This is a genomic window from Pseudomonas sp. MPFS, from assembly GCF_022537035.1.
Lineage (GTDB): Bacteria > Pseudomonadota > Gammaproteobacteria > Pseudomonadales > Pseudomonadaceae > Aquipseudomonas > Aquipseudomonas sessilinigenes.
The window spans coordinates 6,932,784-6,955,827 of the sequence record NZ_CP066123.1; the positions used below are offsets into that span (position 1 = coordinate 6,932,784).

A 23,044-nucleotide genomic window follows, 5' to 3' on the forward strand; every position below is an offset into this window, starting at 1 on the left:
AATTTATATCCAAATGGATATAAATCAAGTGCAGGACAGTTAATCAGACGTACGGCGGAAGGTGGCGGGAGGAACGGCCAAGCCCCTGTGGCCTGGGGGTTGCAGCCGAAGCTGCGGGTTGTTGGCGGGATTGGGGATAACGCAGCCACCGGCCTGGGTGGCTGGCAGAAAATCGGCGTGGAAAAGTGTTTTCAGCAGATTTGCGCTTCGCTGTAGGAGCGGGCTTGGCAGTTCCTACAGCGAAGGGCCGGCGAGGATCAGCCCGCGCCTGGAACGAAGTGCTTCTGCGCGGTGCCGCGGGCGATCAGGCGCGAGATGTAGTCCAGCTTCTGCGCATCCTGGTCGACGAAACGGAAGGTCAGCTGCAGCCACTCGCTGTCGGGTTTCGGCTCGTGGGCCACCACCGCATGCAGGTAGCCATTGAGCCGCGCCACTTCGGCGTTCTCGCCCTGCTCCAGGTCCAGTACCGCGCTGTCCAGCACCTGCGGCAGGTTCTCGGTGCGCTTCACCACCAACAGCGCTTCCTTGATGCTCAGCGCCTTGATCACGCAAGGCTGGGTACCGCCAGGCAAGCGCAGTTGGCCCTGGCCACGGCCACCACTGGCGGCAGCGGCGGCGGCAGGCGCCTTGACCGGTGGGCTATTGAGCAGGCCACGGGATGGCGCCGCAGCCGGGGCTGGTGCAGCGGCTGCCGGAGCGGCTGGAGCAGCTGGCCGGGCTGCCGGGGCGACCACCTCGGCCTTGCCACCGGTCAGGGCGCTCAGGGAGTCATTGCCAAAGGCGGAGTTCATCTTGGTCGGCGCGCTGTTCATCAGGGTGTCGAGCTTGCCGACCTTGTTCAGCGCCTGCTTGACCTTGGTCAGCAGCTGTTCGTTGGTGAAGGGCTTGCTGACATAGCCGGAAACCCCGGCCTGGATCGCCTGCACCACGTTTTCCTTGTCGCCCCGGCTGGTCACCATGACGAACGGCATGGCCTTGAGCGCTTCCTGGCCACGGCACCAGGTCAACAGCTCCAGACCGGACATTTCCGGCATTTCCCAGTCGCACAGGACCAGGTCGAAGGCTTCGCGGGCGAGCATCGCCTGGGCCTTCTTGCCGTTGACCGCGTCTTCGATCTTGATGCCCGGGAAGTAGTTGCGCAGGCACTTCTTCACCAGGTCACGAATGAACGACGCGTCGTCCACCACCAACACACTTACCTTACTCATCGACCACCCCTCTAAAAATCCCGGCAAGCATAACGCTGGCTGATGGCACTTTGCCAAAACTCTTCAGTCACGCCGGGACTTTTCGTTCGCGGGTGCTGCTTTTCGAATTCAAGGACCGCAAACAAAAACGCCCGGCCAAAAGGCCGGGCGCTCTTCTCGGGCAATCTTAATTATCGTCAGCTTCACCCGGAACATTAGCCGAATCGCCAGCCGGTCCTTCAACTTCTTCCTTCATGCGCTTGAGGCCCAGGTGGCGCACATCGGTGCCACGCACCAGGTAGATCACCAGCGCGGAGATGTTGCGCGCGTGGTCGCCGATCCGCTCCAGCGAGCGCAAAACCCAGATGATGCTCAAAACCCGCGAGATAGAGCGCGGGTCTTCCATCATGTAGGTGGCCAGCTCGCGCAGCGCGGTCTTGTACTCGCGGTCGATGATCTTGTCGTACTGGGCTACCGACAGGGCCAGCTCGGCGTCGAAGCGGGCGAAGGCGTCCAGCGCGTCACGCACCATGTTGCGCACCTGGTCGCCGATATGCCGCACTTCGACGTAGCCACGCGGGGCCTCGCCCTCCTCGCACAGCTGGATGGCCCGGCGGGCGATCTTGGTGGCTTCGTCGCCGATGCGCTCCAGGTCGATCACCGACTTGGAGATGCTGATGATCAGGCGCAGGTCGGAAGCCGCAGGCTGGCGCCGAGCGAGGATGCGCAGGCACTCCTCGTCGATATTGCGTTCCATCTGGTTGATCTGTTCGTCGATCTCGCGCACTTGCTGGGCCAGCCCGGAGTCGGCCTCGATCAGCGCGGTGACGGCGTCATTGACTTGTTTCTCCACCAGCCCGCCCATGGCCAGCAGGTGGCTACGCACCTCTTCCAGCTCGGCATTGAACTGCTGAGAGATGTGATGGGTTAAGCCTTCCTTCGAAATCATGGTTCGCTCCGCGAAAGTTGCAAGCTTCAAGCCGCAAGCTTCAAGCAGTTAAATATTGATCCGGATATCGCCTACCGCTTCTGTCTTGCCGCTTGAAGCTTGCGGCTTGCAGCTGTTCCTAGCCATAGCGCCCGGTGATGTAGTCTTCGGTCTGCTTCTTGGCCGGGTTGGTGAACAGGGTGTCGGTATCGCCGAACTCCACCAGTTTGCCCATGTACATGAACGCGGTGTAGTCCGAGACCCGCGCCGCCTGCTGCATGTTGTGGGTCACGATGACGATGGTGAACTTGGACTTGAGCTCGTAGATCAGTTCCTCGACCTTCAGGGTCGAGATCGGGTCCAGGGCCGAGCAGGGTTCGTCCAGCAGCAGCACTTCCGGTTCCACGGCGATGGTCCGGGCGATCACCAGGCGCTGCTGCTGACCACCGGACAGGCCCAGGGCCGAGTCGTGCAGGCGGTCCTTGACCTCATCCCACAGGGCCGCGCCCTTGAGCGCCCACTCCACCGCTTCGTCGAGCACGCGCTTCTTGTTGATGCCCTGGATGCGCAGGCCATAGACCACGTTCTCGTAGATGGTCTTGGGGAACGGGTTGGGCTTCTGGAACACCATGCCCACCCGACGACGCAGCTCGGCCACATCCTCGCCCTTGCGGTAGATGTTGTTGCCGTACAGGTTGATGGCGCCTTCCACGCGGCAACCGTCCACCAGGTCGTTCATGCGGTTGAAGGTGCGCAGCAGGGTCGACTTGCCGCAGCCGGACGGGCCGATGAAGGCGGTCACGCGCTGCTTGGGAATGTTCATGCTGACGTCGAACAGCGCTTGCTTCTCGCCGTAGAACAGGCTCAAGCCGGGCACTTCGATCGCCACGGTTTCCTGCTCCAGGCTCAGGCTCTGCTTGTCGCGACCCAGGGCGGACATGTTGATGCCGTGGGTATGGGTTTCGTGTTGCATGGGTCTCACTCCGTTCGTAGCTGCAAGCTTCTAGCTGCAAGCCGCAAGTTTTGAGCAAAAGCGGCTTGTAGCTTGCCGCTTGTGGCTAATGGCTTTAGCTGTCCAGCGCCTTGTACTTCTCGCGCAGGTGGTTACGGATCCATACCGCCGACAGGTTGAGCACGGCGATCACCAGTACCAGCAGCAACGCGGTGGCGTACACCAGCGGCCGCGCGGCCTCGACGTTGGGGCTCTGGAAGCCGACGTCGTAGATATGGAAGCCCAGGTGCATGATCTTCTGATCCAGGTGCAGGTACGGGTAGTTGCCATCCACCGGCAGCGACGGCGCCAGCTTCACCACACCCACCAGCATCAGCGGCGCCACTTCGCCGGCGGCACGGGCCACGGCGAGGATCATGCCGGTCATCATCGCCGGGCTGGCCATGGGCAGGACGATCTTCCAAAGGGTCTCGGCCTTGGTCGCGCCCAGGGCCAGGGAGCCTTCGCGTACGGTCCGCGGGATCCGCGCCAGGCCTTCCTCGGTGGCCACGATCACCACCGGCACCGCCAGCAGCGCCAGGGTCAGGGACGCCCAGAGCAGGCCCGGGGTACCGAAGGTCGGCGCCGGCAGTGCCTCAGGGAAGAACAGGCGGTCCAGGGACCCGCCCAGCACGTAGACGAAGAAGCCCAGGCCGAACACGCCGTAGACGATGGCCGGCACGCCCGCCAGGTTGTTCACGGCGATGCGGATCACCCGGGTCAGGGCATTCTGCTTGGCGTATTCACGCAGGTAGACCGCCGCCAGCACGCCGAACGGGGTCACGATCATGGCCATGATCAGGGTCATCATCACGGTGCCGAAGATGGCCGGGAAGATCCCGCCTTCGGTGTTGGCTTCCCGTGGGTCGTCGCTGAGGAACTCCCAGACCTTGCTGAAGTAGAAGCCGACCTTGGTGAAGGTGCCCATGGCGTTCGGCTGGTAGGCATGCACCACCTTGCCCAGGCCGATCTCCACTTCCTTGCCGTTGGCATCGCGGGCGGTCAGGCTGTCGCGGTTGAACTGGGTATGCAGCTCGCTCAGGCGGGCCTCGATGTCCTGGTAGCGAGCGTTGAGTTCGGCGCGCTCGGCGTCCATGTCGGCCTGGGCGGCGGCGTCCAGCTTGCCAGCCAGTTCCAGCTTGCGACCGTGCAGGCGGATGCGCTCCAGGCCGGCGTTGATCGCACCGATATCGGACTTCTCCAGACTCTTGAGCTGGGTCGCCAGCTTGTTCACCCGGTCGATCCGCGCCTGCAGCTCGGGCCAGGCGGCTTCGCCCTCGGCGACCACCTTGCCGTTTTCCTTGACGTTGACCAGGTAGCCGTAGAAGTTGCCCCACTCACGGCGCTCGATGGCCATCAGTTCCTTGGGGTAGCTCTGGTTGGTCAGCCACTCGCCGACGATCCAGGTGAAGTCGCTGCCGTTCAGGTCGCGGTTGCCCACCTTGAGCAACTCGCGGGTCATGAACTCAGGGCCCTGGTCGGGCACCGGCAAGCCGGCACTCTTCAGGCGCGCCCGGGGCACTTCTTCCTTTTGCACCACTTCACCGACGACCAGGTGATTGGCCTGGCCGGGCACGTCGTAGCTGGCATGCACCAGGTCCGCCGGCCAGAAGTGGCCCAGGCCGCGCACGGCGATCACCGCCAGCAGGCCGATGGTCATGATGACCGCGATGGACACTGCGCCACCGCTGATCCAGACGCCGGGGGCGCCGCTCTTGAACCAGTCTTTGAGGGAGTTCTGTTTCACAGACTTCTACCTTTCTTAAAGCGACGAGTATTTCTTGCGCAGACGCTGACGGATCAGCTCGGCGAGGGTGTTCATGATGAAGGTGAACAACAGCAGTACCAGCGCCGAGAGGAACAGCACGCGGTAGTGGCTGCCGCCGACTTCCGATTCCGGCATTTCCACCGCGACGTTGGCCGCCAGGGTGCGCAAGCCTTCGAACAGGTTCATCTCCATGACCGGGGTGTTGCCGGTGGCCATCAGCACGATCATGGTCTCGCCCACGGCGCGGCCCATGCCGATCATCAGGGCCGAGAAGATGCCCGGGCTGGCGGTGAGGATCACCACGCGGGTCATGGTCTGCCATGGGGTGGCGCCCAGGGCCAGGGAGCCCAGGGTCAGGCCACGGGGCACGCTGAACACGGCGTCTTCGGCGATGGAGTAGATGTTCGGGATCACCGCGAAGCCCATGGCCAGGCCCACCACCAGGGCGTTGCGCTGGTCGTAGGTGATGCCTAAGTCGTGGGAGATCCACATGCGCATGTCGCCGCCGAAGAACCAGTTCTCCATGAACGGGCTCAGGTACAGCGAGAGGAAGCCGACCAGGATGATCACCGGGATCAGGATCGCGCTCTCCCAACCGTCCGGCACCTTCAGGCGCAGGGACTCGGGCAGGCGGCTCCAGGTGAAGCCGGCCACCAGGATGCCGATCGGCAGCAGCACCAGCAGGCTGAAGATGCCCGGCAGGTGGCCTTCGACATAGGGCGCCAGAAACAGGCCGGCGAAGAAGCCGAGGATCACCGTCGGCATCGCCTCCATCAGCTCGATCACCGGCTTGACCTTGCGGCGCATGCCGGGGGCCATGAAGTAGGCGGTGTAGATCGCCGCGGCCACGGCCAGCGGGGCCGCCAGCAGCATGGCGTAGAAGGCGGCCTTCAAGGTGCCGAAGGTCAGCGGCGACAGGCTCAGCTTGGGTTCGAAGTCAGTGTTGGCCGCCGTGGACTGCCAGACGTACTTGGGCTCGTCGTAGTTCTCGTACCAGACCTTGCTCCACAGCGCGCTCCAGGACACTTCCGGGTGCGGGTTGTCCAGCACCAGGGGTTGCAGCTTGCCACCGGCCTCGACGATCACCCGGTTGGCGCGAGGCGACAGGCCGAACAGGCCCTGGCCATCCACCACCTGGTCCACCAGCAGGGTGCGGTGGGCGGTGCTGTGGAAGACCCCGAGCTTGCCGGCGGCGTCCAGGGCGACGAAACCCTTGCGGCGCTCTTCGGCGGTGATTTCGACGATGGGCGCGGTACCCATCTGGAAGGTGCGGATCTGCTTCAGGCGCAGCTCGCCGTCCGGGTCGCGGGCCATGAACCACTGGGCCAGGCCACCTTTGGAAGTACCGATGATCAGCGAGATGCCGCCCACCAACTGGGCGCTGGCAGTGACTTCGGTATTGGCGTCCTCCAGCAGTTTGTAGCGGCCGTTGAGGCTCTTGTCCCGCAGGCTGAAGACATCAGCCTGAGCACGGCCGTTGATCACGTACAGCCACTGCTGGCGTGGGTCGATGTACATGGCCTTGACCGGTTCGGTCATCTGCGGCAGGTCGATGGCGCTCTGCTCGCTGGTGACCTCGCCGGTCATCATGTTTTCTTCGCGCGAGAGCTTCAGCACATGCAGCTGCGAGCCGGTGGAACCGGCCAGCACCAGCGTGGTATCGCTGGCGTTGAGGTTGACGTGCTCCAGCGCGCCGCCTTCTGCGTTGAGGGTGATCGGGGCTTCGCCGTAGGGGTATTCGATCGCCGGGGAGATGGTCTTCTTGCCATCCGGGTAGCTGACTTTGTAGGTGTGGCGGAACACCAGGGCCTGGCCGTTGGACAAGCCGACCACCACCATGGGGATACCGGGCTGGTCCTTGCCGATGGAGGTGACGCGGGTGCCCGCCGGGATCGGCAGGTCGACCTTGCTCAGCTCGGCGCCGTTATCGATATCGAAGAACAGCGCCTGGCCCTTGTCGGAAACGCGCATGCCGACCTGGTTCTGCTCTTCCAGGGAGAACATCAGGGGCTTGCCGGCGTCTTGCATCCAGGCGGGCGTCAGGGGGTCCTTGGAGGTCAGCTCGGCGCCCTGGAACAGCGGGGCGACGACGTAGGCCAGGAAGAAGAAGATCAGGGTGATCGCCGCCAGGACGGCCAGGCCGCCGACGAGGACGTACCAACGGGTCAGGCGGTCCTTGAGCGCACGGATGCGGCGCTTGCGTTGCAGTTCAGGCGTATTGAAGTCAATGCGCTTGGGGGGAGAAGTCGTAGTCATGGTGGAATTGGCCAGATCATTCATGCGCACACCCTAGCGATCCTGTATGACAGAAAGATGACAATGCAGTGACGCAACAAATCCGCCGCGTGGCTGGGCCTGCAGCGGACAGAAAATGGAGGTGGCAGGAGCCGGCCGGGGTGGTTGACCCAAAGGCCGGCTGCTGCGAAAAGGTCCGGCCGGGCCGGACCTTTGGCGGCGGTTTATGCGCCTTCTTTCAGACCCAGGTCAGCCAGGGCCTTGGCGGCGACTTTGGCTGGCAGCGGGATGTAACCGTCCTTCACGACCACTTCCTGACCCTGCTTGGACAGAACCAGTTTCACGAACTCGGCTTCCAGCGGGGCCAGAGGCTTGTTCGGGGCCTTGTTGACGTAGACGTACAGGAAGCGCGACAGCGGGTACTTGCCGTTCAGGGCGTTTTCTTCGGTGTCTTCGATGAAGTCGCTGCTGCCTTTCTTGGCCAGGGCCACGGTCTTCACGCTGGCGGTCTTGTAGCCGATGCCCGAGTAGCCGATGCCGTTCAGCGAGGAGCTGATGGACTGCACGACCGAAGCCGAACCTGGCTGCTCGTTGACGTTAGGCTTGTAGTCGCCTTTGCACAGGGCTTCTTCCTTGAAGTAGCCGTAGGTGCCGGATACCGAGTTGCGACCGAACAGCTGCACTGGCTTGTTGGCCAGGTCGCCCTTCACGCCCAGGTCACCCCAGGTCTTCACTTCTTCCTTGGCACCGCACAGGCGGGTCGAGGAGAAGATCGCGTCGACCTGTTCCATGGTCAGGTGCTGGATCGGGTTGTCCTTGTGCACGAATACGGCCAGGGCGTCCACGGCAACCGGGATGGCGGTTGGCTTGTAGCCGTACTTCTGTTCGAAGGCCGCCAGCTCGGTGTCCTTCATCTTGCGGCTCATAGGGCCCAGGTTGGAGGTGCCCTCGGTCAGCGCGGGTGGCGCGGTGGCGGAGCCAGCGGCCTGAATCTGGATGTTTACGTTCGGATATTCTTTCTTGTAGTGCTCGGCCCACAGGGTCATCAGGTTGGCCAGGGTATCGGAACCGACGCTGGACAGGTTGCCCGACACACCAGTGGTCTTGGTGTAGCTCGGGATAGCAGGGTCGACAGCGGCAACCGCGTGGGCAGTCGCAACGCCAGCGGCGACGAAGGTCATTGCCGCCATCAAACGCTTCAGTTTCATGCCTTACTCCTAGCAGATAGGGTGTGTTAAGTCGGGGCCAAGTATCTGTAGGCCGTGTGAACACTCTATGTCCGGAATATGACAATTAGATGAAAGGCCAGCATCACGAGACTCGCGAGCTGGCCTTTTTTTCACAAGCGCCGCAGAGCGCCGTTCATGCAGGTGTCGCAGCAGGTTTCAGCGACCCTTCTTCCACAGGTACAGCCCCGAGAGCAGGCCGATGCCGCAGATGATCGCCACGTAGTAGGCCGGGGCCATGGGGCTGCTCTTGAGCATCCAGGTCACCACCATCGGCGTCAGCCCGCCAAAGATTGCGTAGGCCAGGTTGTAGGAGAACGACAGGCCGCTGAAGCGCACCGCCGCCGGGAAGGCGCGGACCATCACGTAGGGCACCGCGCCGACGAGGCCGACGCACAGGCCGGTCAGGGCGTAGAGCGGGAACAGCAGGTGCGGGTTGTCTTGCAGCACGTGGTAGAAGACCCAGGACGAAGCCAGCAACAGCAGGCTGCCGAAGACGAACACCCGCCCGGCACCGAAACGGTCGGCCAGGCTGCCGAACAGCACGCAGCCCAGGCTCAGGAACACGATGGCCAGGCTGTTGGCCTCAAGGGCGGTGATGGCCGAGAACTTGTAGACCGTCTGCAGCACGGTGGGGGTCATCAGGATCACCACGATGATCCCGGCCGACAGCAGCCAGGTCAGCAGCATGGAGATCAGGATCGCGCCGCGATGGTCACGCAGCACCGCCCGCAGCGGCAGCTCCTCGGCCAGGGCCTTGCGCAGTTGCAGCTCGGCGAACACCGGGGTCTCGTGGAGCAGGCGGCGCAGGTACACCGAGAACAGGCCGAACACCCCGCCCAGCAGGAACGGTACGCGCCAGGCATAGGCCGCCACTTCTTCCGGGGTATAGATGCTGTTGATGGCCGTGGCCACCAGCGAACCCAGGAGAATGCCGGCGGTCAGTCCCGAGGTCAGGGTGCCGCAGGCGTAGCCGATGTGCCGCGCCGGCACGTGCTCGGAAACGAACACCCAGGCCCCGGGCACTTCGCCACCGATGGCCGCGCCCTGGATCACCCGCATCAGCAACAGCAGCACCGGTGCCCACAGGCCGATCTGCTCATAGGTGGGCAACAGGCCCATGATCAGGGTCGGTACCGCCATCATGAAGATGCTCAGGGTGAACATCTTCTTGCGCCCCAGCAGGTCGCCGAAGTGGGCCATGACGATCCCGCCCAGGGGACGGGCCAGGTAGCCCGCGGCGAAGATGCCGAAGGTCTGCATCAGGCGCAGCCATTCGGGCATGTCCGCCGGGAAGAACAGCTTGCCCACCACAGTGGCGAAGAACACGAAGATGATGAAGTCATAGAACTCCAGCGCGCCGCCCAGGGCGGACAGCGACAGGGTCTTATAGTCACTACGAGTCAAGGGACGGGCGGGAGGCGCTGATTGCGCGGCGCTCGAGGGCACTGTGGTCATGGCAAGGGGCTTCTCTTATTAGTTGGTTCTGGAAGCCGCAACAGCTCTGGTTGGGGCCTGGCAGGTTCGGCACGATAGCAAATTGTTCGAACACCTACACAGCGACGCACAAATGACGCACAAAATTGCGAACCAGACGGGTCGTCGCGGAGTCTACCGACCGATATACTCGCAGGGCCCGGCGCGCAGAGCCGCTCCCGGCAAGGGTTGTTGTGCGAAAACGCCGTTGTATTCATGACCGCCGGGAACCTCCCGACGCAAGCAAGACAAGGCCGGAACACCATTGCATGCCCCACCCACAGTGCCCGGCGCGCAATGCTTCCCCTGTGCATGAACAGCCGGTTTCGCAGAGTTTCCCTTTAGCACGCCTTAGAAAGAACGTGACGAACGTAGTATGTTCGGGCTGAATCGTTTTTCCTGAAGACGGCTATTCACCTGAAGTACCCATGAAGCGTCACGGGTCAGAGGCCCCTCGGCATGATAGAGCTCGAACAAGAAGATCCAATCCCGCAAGGCGACCTGGCCCTGCAAATCACCGCCCTGCCGCGCGAAACCAACGGCTTTGGCGATATTTTCGGCGGTTGGCTGGTGGCCCAGATGGACCTGGCGGGCACCGCCATGGCCAGCCGCGTCGCCGGTGGCCGGGTGGCTACCGTGGCCATCGATCGCATGGCGTTCCTGGTGCCGGTGGCCGTCGGCGCGCAACTGTCGTTCTATACCCAGACCCTGGAGATCGGCCGCAGCTCGATCCAGATGATGGTCGAAGTGTGGAGCGACGATCCGCTGTCCAGCGAATGGCGCAAGGTCACCGAGGCGGTGTTCGTGTTCGTCGCCATCGACGGTAGCGGTCGCACCCGTTCGGTCCCGCCCAGGGCACGTTAAACCCGCGCGGCTGCCATGCGGTCCATGGCAGCCCAGCCTTTCGCACGAGAACCACGATGCCTACGCCCCACGTTGAAACGGTGAAACTGGACGAACTGAACTGCTGGCGGATCCGCCACGGCGATGCCGAACTACTGGTGGCCCAGCAGGGCGCGCACATTCTCAGCTACCAGCTGGCCGGGCAACCGCCGCTGATCTGGCTGAACGAAGAAGCCCGGTTCAAGGCTGGCAAGAGTATCCGCGCCGGCGTCCCCGTATGCTGGCCGTGGTTCGGCAACTTCGCGCGCAATCCACAGAGCGTCCAGGCCATGCGCCAGGGCAGCGACGCGGCGCCGGCCCACGGTCTGGTCCGCGCCACCGACTGGGAACTGCAAGGCATCGAGAGCGAAGGCGAGAGCCTGCTGGTGCGCTTGCGCCTGCCCTGCCCCGAAGGCGGCTTTCCTGGCTGGCCGCACCAGGTGGAGCCCAGCCTGCTGATCCGCCTCGACCAGCAATTGCACATCAGCCTGACCAGCCATAACCAGGGCAGCCAGAGCGTCAGCATCAGCCAGGCGCTACACAGCTACTTCGCGGTCAGTGATGTACGCCAGGTCCATGTCGAAGGCGTGGACGGGCTGGACTACATCGAGACCCTGGAGGACTGGGCGACCAAGCGCCAGGACGGCGACCTGCATTTCACCGGGGAAACCGACCGCATCTACCTGGATGCGCCGGCGCAACTGGATATCGTCGATCCGCACTGGCAGCGTCGCATCCGCCTGGCCAGCCAGGGCTCGCGCACCGCGGTGATCTGGAACCCATGGATCGCTCGCGCCGCGCAGTTCAGCGACATGGCCGACGATGGCTGGCAGCGCATGCTGTGCATCGAGACCGCCAACGTCATGGACGACATCGTGACCCTGGCTCCCGGCGCCAGCCACACCTTGAGCGTGAGCATCGACAGCCTCGCGCTCTGACTGCAGGCCATGGGGAAGGAGTCGCTCCTTCCCCGCAGCCAACCCTCCTATCGGCTACAGATCCGAATCCTGCACTACCCGCACCTTCGCCGCGTCCAGGGCGTAGGCGGCGTCCGCCAGATCGTTGCTGACCTTCTCGACCTTCAGGGTGCCGGTCACCCACAGGGGGGTGTAGATATCATCGAGCTTCACGCCCTTGGGAAAACGCACCAGCACCAGCTGGTTGGGCGGAGGTGGCGGCACGTGGATGCAGGCCCCCGGGTATGGCACCAGGAAGAACAGCGTGCTGTGACCCTTGGCATCGGCCTCCAATGGCACCGGGTAGCCACCGATGCGGATCTGCTTGCCGTTCATGGCCGCCACGGTCTTGGTGGAATACATCACTGCCGGCAAGCCCTTGCTCTGCTTCAAGCCACCCTTCTGGGTAAAGGTGCCGTTGGCTTCGGGCGAGTTGTGGTCGATTTCCGGCATCTGTTCCAGGGCTTTCTGGTCCGATTTGGGCATCAGTTCCAGCCAGTCGGTTTCCGGTAGTTCGGCAGCCTGGGCCAGGCCGCAGCCCAGCAGAACGAGGGTCAACAAGAGACGACGCATGAGGGTGGGGCTCGGTCAAGAGAAAGGACGGAAGAAGGCGGGCATTCTAGTGCCCAAACCATGGGCTGCGTTGAAGTTTCAGATGAAGAAAATCGCCCCCTCCGCGCGAGCGGCGAAGGGGGACCGACGCACCGGCTCAGTTCTTCTTGATGAAGCCGTAGATCACCAGGAGCACGATCGCGCCCACCAGCGCCCCGAAGAAACCGGCACCTTGGCCAGCCTGGTAGATACCCAGCGCCTGGCCGCCGTAGGTGGCCGCCAGCGAACCGCCGATACCCAGCAGGATGGTCATGATCCAGCCCATGCTGTCGTCTCCCGGCTTGAGGAAACGCGCCAGCAGACCAACGATCAAGCCGATGAAAATGGTTCCGATAATGCCCATGGCTGTTCCTCTGTAGGAGTGGGTAAACCAAAGCCTAGTCAGCGCCTTGGCATCCTGCTATCAGAGAACGGCGGGAAACGAAGGTTCCCGCCAGCCGGTGGATTTGTTACTTGGCGACCAGCGCCTGGACCTTGAGGATCTGCGCCTGCAGGGTCGCCTGGTCGGCGCAGCGCAGGTTGGCATGGCCGACCTTGCGCCCGGCCTTGAAGGCCTTGCCGTAGTGATGCAGATGGCAGTCGTCGATGCTGATCACCTGGTCCACCGGCGGTACTTCGCCGATGAAGTTGATCATGGCGCTCTCGCCCACCTTGGCAGTGGAACCCAGCGGCAGGCCGGCCACCGCCCGCAGGTGGTTCTCGAACTGGCTGCACTGGCTGCCTTCGGTGGTCCAGTGCCCGGAGTTGTGTACCCGCGGGGCGATTTCGTTGGCCTTCAGGCCCCCGTCCACCTCGAAGAACTCGAACGCCATCACGCCCACGTAGTCCAGTTGCTTGAGCACGCGGCTGGAGTAATCCTCGGCCAGCGCCTGCAACGGGTGATCGCTGCTGGCCACCGACAGGCGCAGGATGCCGCTGTCGTGGGTGTTGTGCACCAACGGGTAGAAACGGGTCTCGCCATCGCGGGCACGCACGGCGATCAGCGACACTTCGCCAGTGAACGGCACGAAGCCTTCCAGCAGGCACGGCACGCTGCCCAGCTCGGCGAAGGTACCCTCGACATCGGCGGCGCTGCGCAGGACCTTCTGGCCCTTGCCGTCGTAGCCCAGGGTCCGGGTCTTGAGCACGGCCGGCAAGCCGATGCGCGCCACCGCGGCGTCCAGGTCGGCCTGGGACTGGATGTCGGCGAACTCGGGGGTGGGAATCCCCAGGTCCTTGAACATGCTCTTCTCGAACCAGCGGTCACGAGCGATGCGCAGTGCCTCGGCGCTTGGGTAGACCGGCACGAATTGCGACAGGAAGGCCACGGTCTCGGCCGGCACGCTCTCGAATTCGAAGGTCACCAGGTCCACCTCGTCGGCCAACTGGCGCAGGTGGTCCTGGTCGCCGTAATCGGCCCGCAGGTGTTCGCCCAGGGCGGCTGCGCAGGCATCCGGCGCCGGGTCGAGGAAAGCGAAGTTCATTCCCAGCGGGGTTCCCGCCAGGGCCAACATGCGGCCCAGCTGGCCGCCACCGATTACACCGATCTTCATCGTCAACGACCTCAGGCGACGCGCGGGTCTGGATTGTCCAGGACGCTGTCTGTCTGTTCAGCACGGAATTTTTTCAGCACCGCATGGAACTGCGGGTGCTTGGCGCCCAGGATGCTCGCCGAGAGCAGGGCGGCGTTGATCGCACCGGCCTTGCCGATGGCCAGGGTCGCTACCGGGATGCCGGCGGGCATCTGCACGATCGACAGCAGCGAATCCACGCCCGAGAGCATCGAGGACTGCACCGGCACGCCCAGCACCGGCAGGTGGGTCTTGGCCGCACACATGCCTGGCAGGTGGGCCGCGCCACCGGCACCGGCGATGATCACCTCGATGCCACGCGATTCGGCCTCGTCGGCGTACTGGAACAGCAGGTCCGGGGTGCGGTGTGCGGAAACCACCTTCACCTCGTAGGGGATGCCGAGTTTATCCAGCATATCGGCGGTGTGGCTAAGGGTGGACCAATCGGACTTGGAGCCCATGATCACGCCAACCAGTGCACTCATCGTCGTGCCTCTTTCTCTCTGGGCGCCCGCAGGCGCGTCAAAAAACAACAAGCCACGCAAAATGGCGTGGCTTGTTGTACGAATTCTGGCCAGGTAAACCGGCCGGAGGCCGCGCAGTATACCCAAAAAAATGTCCGCGACACACGTTCACCGACCACCTGCGACACACTGGCCTTCTTTGCCCAAAGGCCCGGTTTTATTGACTTTGAAGTCAGCCGCCCCACATTGGAAATCCCTGCGGCCCTGCCGGTTTCCTGTAGCCGCGGCCACAGGCGACGCACGGGCGCACAACGGCCGCAGAAAAGGTCCAGTCGGCCACGCACCCGAAGGCCCGGCGGGCCTTGTCGCAGCCTCACCGGCGGCTACAGGGTCATGGGTTGCTCGCACCCTGCGCCGCGGCGCCCTCGAGCTTGCGCCACAGCAGGCGCACGTTGGCCTTGCGCACCAGGGCACAGCGGTACAGGCGGATCTCCAGCGGCACATGCCATTGCGCGCCACCGCACACCACCAGCTCGCCCCGGGCCAGCTCGGCGCGCACGCTCAATTGCGGCACCCAGGCAATACCCAGGCCTTCCAGGGCCATGCTCTTGAGGCTATCGGCCATGGCGGTCTCATAGACGGTCGTGAAACGCAGGTTGCGCTGGCGCAGCAGCAGATTGACCGATCGCCCGAGGAAGGCCCCGGCGCTGTAGGCCAGCAACGGCACGCTGGCTTCGCCTTCCAGGTCGAACAGCGGCTTGCCCTGGGCATCGGCGGCGCAGACCGGAAGCATCTCGGTGTGCCCCAGGTGCAGCGAGGGGAAGATTTCCGAGTCCATCTGCAAGGCCGCGTCCGGGTCATAGAAAGCCAGCATCAGGTCACAACCGCCCTCACGCAGGGCGTGTACCGCATCGCCGACGTTGGTCGCCACCAACCGGGTGGCAATGTTCAGGCCCTCGTTGCGCAGTTGTGCGATCCAGCGTGGAAAGAACCCCAGGGCCAGGGAGTGGGCCGCCGCCACCTGCATCACCTCGCCCTGCCCCCCTTCCAGATGGTGCAGATGGCGCACCACTTCGCCGAGCTGCTCGACCACAGTGCGCGCCGTCACCAGGAACAGCTGCCCGGCCGCCGTCAGCTCCACCGGCGTGCGCGAACGGTTGACCAAGGTCAGGCCCAGGGCGGCCTCCAGGCTGCGGATGCGTCGGCTGAACGCTGGCTGGGTCACGAAACGACGCTCGGCGGCCTGCGAGAAGCTACGGGTGGCGGCCAGGGCACTGAAGTCCTCGAGCCATTTGCTTTCCAGATTCATCACGTCCTCCCGGACACGCACCATTTTAGGTCACACGCTCGCCGGCAACGCGGCGTCACACGGGCATTATGCCGAATATGCATAGGCCAGTGTTTAACAGCATTGGCTCTAAATTGCCCTTAGCCCTAGGATTCGCAGCGTTCCCGGCACAGACCGGGTCCCTACCGAGATGATTTCCGTCATGTCCTCCGCTGCATCTTTCCGTACAGAAAAAGATCTGCTTGGCGTACTCGAAGTACCGGCTCAAGCGTATTACGGCATCCAGACCCTGCGAGCGGTAAACAACTTCCGCCTCTCGGGCGTTCCGATTTCGCATTACCCAAAACTGGTCGTGGCCCTGGCGATGGTCAAGCAGGCAGCTGCTGATGCCAACCGCGAACTGGGTCACCTGAGCGAAGCCAAGCATGCGGCCATCAGCGAGGCCTGTGCCCGCCTGATCCGCGGCGACTTCCACGAAGAGTTCGTGGTGGACATGATTCAAGGCGGCGCTGGCACTTCGACCAACATGAATGCCAACGAAGTCATCGCCAACATCGCGCTGGAGGCCATGGGCCACAGCAAGGGCGAATATCAGTACCTGCACCCGAACAACGACGTGAACATGGCGCAGTCGACCAACGACGCCTACCCAACCGCGATCCGCCTGGGTCTGCTGCTGGGTCACGACGCACTGCTGGCCAGCCTCGATAGCCTGATCCAGTCGTTCGCCGCCAAGGGTGAAGAGTTCAGCCACGTCCTGAAGATGGGCCGTACCCAGCTGCAAGACGCCGTGCCGATGACCCTCGGCCAGGAGTTCCACGCCTTCGCCACCACCCTGGGTGAAGACCTGGCCCGCCTGAAGACCCTGGCGCCGGAAGTACTGACCGAAGTCAACCTGGGCGGCACCGCCATCGGTACCGGCATCAACGCCGACCCGCGCTACCAGAACCTGGCCGTGCAACGCCTGGCCACCATCAGCGGCCAGCCGCTGGTCCCGGCGGCCGACCTGATCGAAGCCACCTCCGACATGGGTGCCTTCGTGCTGTTCTCCGGCATGCTCAAGCGCACCGCGGTCAAGCTGTCGAAGATCTGCAACGACCTGCGCCTGCTGTCCAGCGGCCCGCGTACCGGCATCAACGAGATCAACCTGCCAGCGCGTCAGCCCGGCAGCTCGATCATGCCCGGCAAGGTCAACCCGGTTATCCCGGAAGCGGTCAACCAGGTGGCGTTCCAGATCATCGGCAACGACCTGGCCCTGACCATCGCGGCCGAAGGCGGCCAGCTGCAACTGAACGTGATGGAGCCGCTGATCGCCTTCAAGATCTTCGACTCGATCCGCCTGCTGCAACGCGCCATGGACATGCTGCGCGAGCACTGCATCACCGGCATCACCGCCAACGAAACCCGTTGCCGCGAGCTGGTTGAGCACTCCATTGGCCTGGTCACCGCGCTGAACCCGTACATCGGCTACGAGAACGCCACCCGTATCGCTCGCATCGCCCTGGAAAGCGGCCGCGGCGTGCTGGAACTGGTTCGCGAAGAAGGCCTGCTGGACGACGCCATGCTCGACGACATTCTGCGTCCGGAAAACATGATTGCCCCGCGCCTGGTTCCGCTGAAGGCGTAACCGCCGCGACACCGAAACATGCAACACCGCTCACCAGGTTGAGGGACTAGACACCTCTCACCTTTTGAGGGCCTGGAGATTCGTCTCCAGGCCCTTTTTTTTATTTGTGAGCAAACCTCCCGCTTAAACGGGCCTTCAGCTCATCAGTCGAACAATGCTTGCCCTGGGCGTACTCGCGCGAACTGAGTGTGAGCAATTTCACCAACGCAACTGCCTCGTCACGGCGCTTACGCTCAACGTAAGACTCGACAACGTAAACAGGCACACCGTTTTGCGTAACGACCATGGGCTCCTCTAACAGGCAGGTCGGATGCGTATCGTTTTAAAAAGCTGACCGTTTCAACTCGCATGAGTGAAACCTCCTACATTTGGCGACTTGCTCGTCGCCCTGCTACGAACTGATCATGCGCGACTTCGCCGCTATTTCATCAAATATCAAATCATTTCTCTGCTCCTCTGATCGGCCGGCGTACGGTTTTTTTTGGCCTGGAAAAAAGCCGCGACTGGCGGGCGATGCCGCCCAGCATCGAAGCGGATTCGCTTTGTTTTGTAGGGTAAATCCGAGAGAATCCCCCACGCCTTTGAGCGCCTTGTACCCCTCTTACCGATCAGGCAGCCTCCCTGAGCCGCTGCAAAATCAGCGGCCCGGATGTGGAAGTTCGGATCTGAGTAAGCATGAGCGCTTATGGGCATAGCTCGACGCTTTGTCGTCGGCATCGCTTTATGGCGGTTGTGCGCGGGACACCTTCGGGTGTGCTGGGTTACTCAGTCCCGGTCTTCCACACCCTCGCACAACTGCCACCCCTCATGTGGAAGTGAGCTCGGCAGTCCGTTTATTACTGAGTGAGTGACCATCATGAAAAAGCTCGTCCCCGACCCACCCTTGCCCACCGACCATCCACGCCGGAACCCAGAGCTGGACTGCGCCAACGCTAACCTGCTGGCCGCCTTGCACGGCACCCGCCATCGCCCCTTCGGCCTGCGCGATGGCCAGGGCCGCCCGCTGTTCGCCGTACAACCCCAAGTAGATGCCGAAGAAGCACTGGCGCACGTCTCGCTGCTGCTCAAATGCGCCGAAGAGGTGTCCGATGAAATCACCGAACGGGCCAGCGGCATCGAACGCGGACTGATCTGGTCCATGGTGCATTCCGTGGAAATGGCCCGCGCCGTGGTGGACGCCCTGCTCGACGGCGCCCGCCCAGGCCCCTGACCTGGCGGGTGGCAACGGCATCGCCCGCAGCTAAAACCCGTGGCGAGGGAGCTTGCTCCCTCGCCACGTATAAAACACTCGGCCTTAGCTACAGCAACGGTGGATAATCAGCCTCCCGCCGCAGCCGGCAATGACTACCAAGGCACCCTGTCGATGGACCCGACGCACACCCATGCCCTGCAACAGCTACGCGCCCTGATCCCCATCGGCCTGCGCCACGCCCAGGCCCTGCTCGTACGCTGCGCAGGCGATCCGCAGCAAGCCGCCGAGCTCTACAAAGCTGAGCTGCTGCAGGTGCTGGTGGAAAAGTCTGGCCTGCCCGCCGAACAAGCCCGGGAGTACCTGCATGGCGCCGAGTACGACCTGAACCGCGCCCTGCACGCTATAGAACAAGCGCGCTTCACCCTGACCCAGCGCATCCTGCGCAAGCACCGGAGCAACCCGGGCCAGGCCGTGGACCTGATCGCCCAGGCCATCGAAACCGCCCAGGCGTTGCCCCGTCAGTACTGGCTGGACTTCGACCAGCTGGCGCAACTGCCTCCAGCACTGCGCTGCTTCATGGTGCTCCACGAGTGGCTGGCCTACGAAAGCTGGGAAGGCTTCGATAGCGCCCTGTACTTCCACCTGCCCGAAGCCCTCGCCCAATTTCGCCAGCTCCAACAACATGCCCTCGCCGATAGCCTGGAGCAGGCCAGCCGGCGCCAAGACCACCTACGCGCTGTCCACAAGCCCGCAACAGCCCCAATCGAACTGACGAACCTGATCAACCAGGACCCAGGGTTCCGAGCCTGCCAGGACGCCTATCGCCAAATCCTGCCTCAACTGGACGAACGCCTGGTGCAATGGGTGAAAGAGCACCTCGAGCAATTTCCGGCCTGAGCGGCACCCATGGACATGGAACAGTTGATGAGCCGCAACTCGCCCCACTTGGTTCGACGAGCAACCGGCGTTCTGACAAGCCCCAGAATAAAATCGGCAAAAAATCGCGAAAAACCGAATAAAAAGCTCCTTTTGTCGGCTTTTCCAATCTCACATGACGATCGATCATGACCGTTCGGTCAGCCGCCAGAGACCCCTGACCCGGGCCTCTGCAAGCCAGTCCAAGCCCGCCGCAACAAGAACCGATTCAGCCTCCCGCCCTTCTGCCGTTCCTCGGTTCGGCGCGCTACATGCAGACGGCAAGCCCTCGCACCGGTATAGTGCGCCCCCTCTTCGCGTGGACAGCCGTCGGTAACGAGGCTCCAACCCACGGGAAACCCGAACTAATAACAACCCGCGAATAGAGAACCGGGACGAACGCTCGCCCCACCGCTTTGCCGTGCGTGCAACCAGCGGTGTAACAAAGTGTTTCTTTCCGCTCTGCTTTTGCCTACACAAAAAACAGCGAGGAATAATCCATGCTCGAAGTCATCAACGACTTCCTCTCAGGGAAAGTGCTGATCGTGCTCATTGTCGGGCTCGGCGGCTACTTCACGATCCGCTCGCGTTTCGTTCAATTGCGCCACTTCCTCCATATGTTCGCGGTGTTCCGCGACAGCCTGAAAAGCAGCGGCGGCCAGCTCAGCTCGTTCCAGGCGCTGATGCTCAGCCTCGCCGGCCGGGTGGGCGCAGGCAACATCGCGGGCGTCGGCATCGCCGTGACCCTGGGTGGTCCGGGCGCCGTGTTCTGGATGTGGGTGACCGCACTGGTGGGCATGTCCAGCAGCTTCTTCGAATGCACCCTGGCCCAGGTCTACAAGCGCGCCGACGGCGACGGCCTGTACCGCGGCGGCCCGGCCTACTACATCCAGCACGGCCTGAAGCTCAAAGGCATGGCAGTGGTGTTCTCCATCCTGCTGCTGGTCACCTACGGCTTCGCCTTCATCGGCCTGCAGTCCTACACCGTGACGCACTCGCTGCAGGACGCCTTTGCCTTCGACCCTAGCCACACCGGCATCGTCCTGGCGCTGCTGCTGGCCATCACCTTCATCGGCGGCATCAAGCGCATCGCCGCGGTGTCCGACCTGCTGGTCCCGATCAAGACCCTGGCCTACATCGCCGTGACCCTGTACGTGATCGGCACCCAGATCGAACAAGTGCCGGCCATGCTGGAGACCATCATCAAGAGCGCCTTCGGTCTTGACCCGGCCTTCGGCGGCCTGCTCGGCAGCGCCATCGTCATGGGCGTGAAGCGTGGTGTGTTCGCCAACGAAGCGGGCCTGGGCAGTGCGCCGAACGTCGCCGCCGTGGCCGCCGTGAAGCACCCAGGCGCCCAGGGCGTGGTCCAGGCCTTCAGCGTGTTCCTCGACACCTTCGTGATCTGCACCTGCACCGCGCTGCTGATCCTGCTGTCGGGCTTCTACACCCCGGGCTTCGAAGGCGACGGCATCGTCCTGACCCAGAACTCGCTGGCTGCCGTGGTCGGTGACTGGGGTCGCCTGTTCGTCAGCGTCGCGCTGTCGCTGTTCGTCTTCACCTGCATCCTCTACAACTACTACCTGGGCGAAAACAGCCTGCAGTTCCTCACCCGCAACCGCACCGTGCTGATGCTGTTCCGCGGCCTGGTGCTGGCGCTGGTGGTATGGGGTTCGATGCAGGACCTGTCGACCGTGTTCGCCTTCGCCGACATCACCATGACCTGCCTGGCCTTCGTCAACCTGGTGGCCCTGGCCATGCTGTTCAAGGTCGGCATGCGTGTGATGCGCGACTACGACGAGCAGCGCCGCGCCGGCGTCGACCAGCCTGTGTTCGACTCGCGCAAATTCGCCGATCTGGACCTGGACCTGAAAGCCTGGCCCGCCGAACCTGCGGCCACCGCCCAGGCCGAGTCGCAAGGCGTACCCACAGCGCAACGCTGATGGGTGAACGACGGGCGCATCCTCTGCACCCGTCGGTTACAGTTCGATAAATGTGCGAGCGGGCTGGCCCGCTCCCACAGGAACTCACCGTTTCGGAGAATCCCATGAACCCTTCGACCTACCCTGCCGCCCAGCGCGTCATGGTGCTCTACACCGGTGGCACCATCGGCATGCAGGCCAGTGCCGACGGGCTGGCCCCGGCATCCGGCTTCGAAGCCCGGATGCGCGACTACCTCGACACCCGTCCCGACCTGCCGGTACCGGCCTGGCGCTTTCGCGAAATGGCGCCGCTGATCGACAGCGCCAACATGACCCCCGAGTACTGGCAGCGCCTGCGCGAAGCGGTGGTCGAGGCCGTCGAGAGCGAAGGCTGCGACAGCGTACTGATCCTGCACGGCACCGACACCCTGGCCTACAGCGCCGCGGCCATGAGCTTCCAGTTGCTGGGCCTGCCGGCACGGGTGCTGTTCACCGGTTCGATGCTGCCGGCCGGCGTGCCCGACAGCGATGCCTGGGAAAACCTCAGCGGTGCCCTGCTGGCCCTCGGCCGGGGCCTGGCACCCGGCGTGCAGCTGTACTTCCATGGCGAGCTGCTGGCACCGACCCGCTGCGCGAAGATCCGCAGCTTCGGCCGGCACCCGTTCGCTGCCCTGCGGCGCAAAGGTGGCGGCACCCAGGTCGAGGCCATCCCGCCAAGCCTGGACTACCGCCAGGCCCGGCAGCCGGCCAAGGTCGGCGTGCTGCCGCTGTTCCCCGGGATCGGCGCCGAAGTGCTCGATGGCGTGCTCGCCAGCGGCATCCAGGCTCTGGTGCTGGAGTGCTTTGGCAGTGGCACCGGCCCCAGCGACAATCCGGCATTCCTGGCCAGCCTGCAGCGCGCTCGCGAGCAAGGCATCGTGGTGGTTGCGATCACCCAATGCCATGAAGGCGGTGTGGAGCTGGACATCTACGAAGCCGGTAGCCGCCTGCGTGGTGTTGGCGTGCTGTCCGGTGGCGGCATGACCCGCGAAGCGGCCTTCGGCAAGCTCAACGCCCTGCTGGGCGCCGGGCTGGCTAGCGACGAAGTGCGACGCCTGGTGGAGCTGGACCTGTGTGGCGAGCTGAGCTGAAGCCCAGGCTCGGGAGCCGGTGGCTACTGCGGTAGCCGCCGGCTCAACGATGAACAGAGGGTGGCGCTCGGGTTACTTCTTGACCGAGTAATCCTGGCCCCAGACCCGCACCGAACTCGAACTCTCGATCGGCCCTTCGAACACGAACTTCTGCCGCACTGCCGCCTTGGCCGGGATGGTGACTTCATCCGGGTTGTCGAGGCTGACAGTCAGGTTGTTGGCATAACCGTCCTGGTCGATCGCCAGCAGGGCACCGGTCTGCTTGAGGTTGATCAGCCGCAGCTGGCTGTCGCTGCTGTTCTTGAAACCCAGGGTGACGTTGAAGCTGTCGCCGACGGCTTCGGTCTTCAATACCTGGACGTCGACGCGGCCCTTCATTTGCTCGCGGGAAGAAATGATCGAGGCGCCGTCGACGCCTTGCGCTGATTGGCGGCCATCGAGCACGCCTTCGCTGACGCCACCCAAGAGGTTCTTGCCTGCCGAAATGGCTGACGAGACGGCTGACTTGGCAGAGTCCTTGAGGGTGCTTTCGCTGCCTGGCTCAGCCTCGGCCAGGCACAGCGAACTCAGGAGCAAGCCGGACACCAGGAGCAGGGAACGCGCAGGAGTGAGGGTCATACATAATCCTTTATCGAGGTTGCTGCACCGCCACCTCCGGCGGTGAATGACAGGCAGGTTGCACCAATCAAAGCGCCAAG

The 23,044-nt window shown here is 63.5% G+C and carries 20 protein-coding genes and 1 pseudogene; 7 read left to right on the forward strand and 14 right to left on the reverse strand.

The features are described from left to right. Window positions 1-257 precede the first annotated feature (257 nt). The 7 genes from I9018_RS31950 to I9018_RS31980 form a co-directional block, all read right to left on the reverse strand. Window positions 258-1,208: a response regulator gene (locus I9018_RS31950; RefSeq protein ID WP_068577576.1), complete on the reverse strand. Its 951-nt coding sequence runs from the start codon at window positions 1,206-1,208 to the stop codon at window positions 258-260. A 166-nt stretch (window positions 1,209-1,374) separates the two neighbouring features. After that, complete coding sequence (gene phoU, locus I9018_RS31955) at window positions 1,375-2,136, reverse strand: phosphate signaling complex protein PhoU (protein ID WP_022641892.1); 762 nt, start codon at window positions 2,134-2,136, stop codon at window positions 1,375-1,377. 118 nt (window positions 2,137-2,254) lie between these two features. Next, the gene (gene pstB / locus I9018_RS31960; RefSeq protein ID WP_016964959.1) at window positions 2,255-3,088 is read right to left on the reverse strand and encodes a phosphate ABC transporter ATP-binding protein PstB; all 834 of its coding nucleotides are present in this window, start codon (window positions 3,086-3,088) and stop codon (window positions 2,255-2,257) included. Between the two features lie 94 nt (window positions 3,089-3,182). Then, window positions 3,183-4,853 (reverse strand): phosphate ABC transporter permease PstA, encoded by a 1,671-nt coding sequence (gene pstA / locus I9018_RS31965; RefSeq protein ID WP_085594149.1) that lies wholly within the window; start codon window positions 4,851-4,853, stop codon window positions 3,183-3,185. A gap of 15 nt (window positions 4,854-4,868) precedes the next feature. After that, window positions 4,869-7,154 carry an ABC transporter permease subunit gene (locus I9018_RS31970; RefSeq protein ID WP_241108356.1) on the reverse strand — a complete coding sequence of 762 codons (2,286 nt, stop codon included), beginning with the start codon at window positions 7,152-7,154 and terminating at the stop codon, window positions 4,869-4,871. A 179-nt stretch (window positions 7,155-7,333) separates the two neighbouring features. Next, window positions 7,334-8,317, reverse strand: coding sequence for a phosphate ABC transporter substrate-binding protein PstS (locus I9018_RS31975; protein ID WP_022641895.1), 984 nt, complete (start codon window positions 8,315-8,317; stop codon window positions 7,334-7,336). A 177-nt stretch (window positions 8,318-8,494) separates the two neighbouring features. Then, window positions 8,495-9,784, reverse strand: a complete 1,290-nt coding sequence (locus tag I9018_RS31980; RefSeq protein WP_176719716.1) for an MFS transporter — start codon at window positions 9,782-9,784, stop codon at window positions 8,495-8,497. 486 nt (window positions 9,785-10,270) lie between these two features. On the opposite strand from I9018_RS31980, the gene I9018_RS31985 reads away from it, so the two are divergent. Both I9018_RS31985 and I9018_RS31990 read left to right on the forward strand, forming a co-directional pair. Next, window positions 10,271-10,675 carry an acyl-CoA thioesterase gene (locus tag I9018_RS31985; protein WP_003229628.1) on the forward strand — a complete coding sequence of 135 codons (405 nt, stop codon included), beginning with the start codon at window positions 10,271-10,273 and terminating at the stop codon, window positions 10,673-10,675. Between the two features lie 56 nt (window positions 10,676-10,731). Beyond that, window positions 10,732-11,631 carry a D-hexose-6-phosphate mutarotase gene (locus I9018_RS31990; RefSeq protein ID WP_241108357.1) on the forward strand — a complete coding sequence of 300 codons (900 nt, stop codon included), beginning with the start codon at window positions 10,732-10,734 and terminating at the stop codon, window positions 11,629-11,631. Between the two features lie 54 nt (window positions 11,632-11,685). Here I9018_RS31990 and I9018_RS31995 read toward each other — a convergent pair whose 3' ends face one another. The 5 genes from I9018_RS31995 to I9018_RS32015 form a co-directional block, all read right to left on the reverse strand. Next, window positions 11,686-12,222 (reverse strand): DUF3299 domain-containing protein, encoded by a 537-nt coding sequence (locus I9018_RS31995; protein WP_031320732.1) that lies wholly within the window; start codon window positions 12,220-12,222, stop codon window positions 11,686-11,688. A 136-nt stretch (window positions 12,223-12,358) separates the two neighbouring features. Then, window positions 12,359-12,604 (reverse strand): GlsB/YeaQ/YmgE family stress response membrane protein, encoded by a 246-nt coding sequence (locus I9018_RS32000; RefSeq protein WP_022641917.1) that lies wholly within the window; start codon window positions 12,602-12,604, stop codon window positions 12,359-12,361. A 106-nt stretch (window positions 12,605-12,710) separates the two neighbouring features. Next, window positions 12,711-13,793 carry a 5-(carboxyamino)imidazole ribonucleotide synthase gene (locus I9018_RS32005; RefSeq protein ID WP_022641918.1) on the reverse strand — a complete coding sequence of 361 codons (1,083 nt, stop codon included), beginning with the start codon at window positions 13,791-13,793 and terminating at the stop codon, window positions 12,711-12,713. 11 nt (window positions 13,794-13,804) lie between these two features. Continuing rightward, window positions 13,805-14,296, reverse strand: coding sequence for a 5-(carboxyamino)imidazole ribonucleotide mutase (gene purE, locus I9018_RS32010; RefSeq protein WP_124347076.1), 492 nt, complete (start codon window positions 14,294-14,296; stop codon window positions 13,805-13,807). A gap of 370 nt (window positions 14,297-14,666) precedes the next feature. After that, window positions 14,667-15,584: a LysR substrate-binding domain-containing protein gene (locus tag I9018_RS32015; protein ID WP_068578455.1), complete on the reverse strand. Its 918-nt coding sequence runs from the start codon at window positions 15,582-15,584 to the stop codon at window positions 14,667-14,669. 181 nt (window positions 15,585-15,765) lie between these two features. Between I9018_RS32015 and aspA the strand changes: the two genes are divergently transcribed. Further along, window positions 15,766-17,190, forward strand: coding sequence for an aspartate ammonia-lyase (gene aspA, locus I9018_RS32020; RefSeq protein ID WP_068578453.1), 1,425 nt, complete (start codon window positions 15,766-15,768; stop codon window positions 17,188-17,190). 100 nt (window positions 17,191-17,290) lie between these two features. On the opposite strand, the pseudogene I9018_RS32025 reads toward aspA, so the two are convergent. After that, a pseudogene (locus I9018_RS32025) lies at window positions 17,291-17,540 on the reverse strand (prevent-host-death protein). A 506-nt stretch (window positions 17,541-18,046) separates the two neighbouring features. Here I9018_RS32025 and I9018_RS32030 point away from each other — a divergent pair. The 4 genes from I9018_RS32030 to I9018_RS32045 all read left to right on the forward strand — a co-directional run bounded on the left by I9018_RS32030 (window position 18,047) and on the right by I9018_RS32045 (window position 22,346). Then, complete coding sequence (locus tag I9018_RS32030; RefSeq protein WP_241108358.1) at window positions 18,047-18,400, forward strand: DUF3077 domain-containing protein; 354 nt, start codon at window positions 18,047-18,049, stop codon at window positions 18,398-18,400. Between the two features lie 153 nt (window positions 18,401-18,553). Continuing rightward, window positions 18,554-19,279: a hypothetical protein gene (locus I9018_RS32035; protein ID WP_241108359.1), complete on the forward strand. Its 726-nt coding sequence runs from the start codon at window positions 18,554-18,556 to the stop codon at window positions 19,277-19,279. Between the two features lie 518 nt (window positions 19,280-19,797). Next, window positions 19,798-21,237 (forward strand): alanine/glycine:cation symporter family protein, encoded by a 1,440-nt coding sequence (locus I9018_RS32040; protein WP_068578435.1) that lies wholly within the window; start codon window positions 19,798-19,800, stop codon window positions 21,235-21,237. Window positions 21,238-21,341: 104 nt separating this feature from the next. Continuing rightward, entirely contained in the window at window positions 21,342-22,346 is a 1,005-nt protein-coding gene (locus tag I9018_RS32045; protein WP_068578433.1) for an asparaginase, read from the forward strand. A 72-nt stretch (window positions 22,347-22,418) separates the two neighbouring features. Here I9018_RS32045 and I9018_RS32050 read toward each other — a convergent pair whose 3' ends face one another. Beyond that, window positions 22,419-22,964: a hypothetical protein gene (locus I9018_RS32050; RefSeq protein WP_159894127.1), complete on the reverse strand. Its 546-nt coding sequence runs from the start codon at window positions 22,962-22,964 to the stop codon at window positions 22,419-22,421. Window positions 22,965-23,044: the final 80 nt, after the last annotated feature.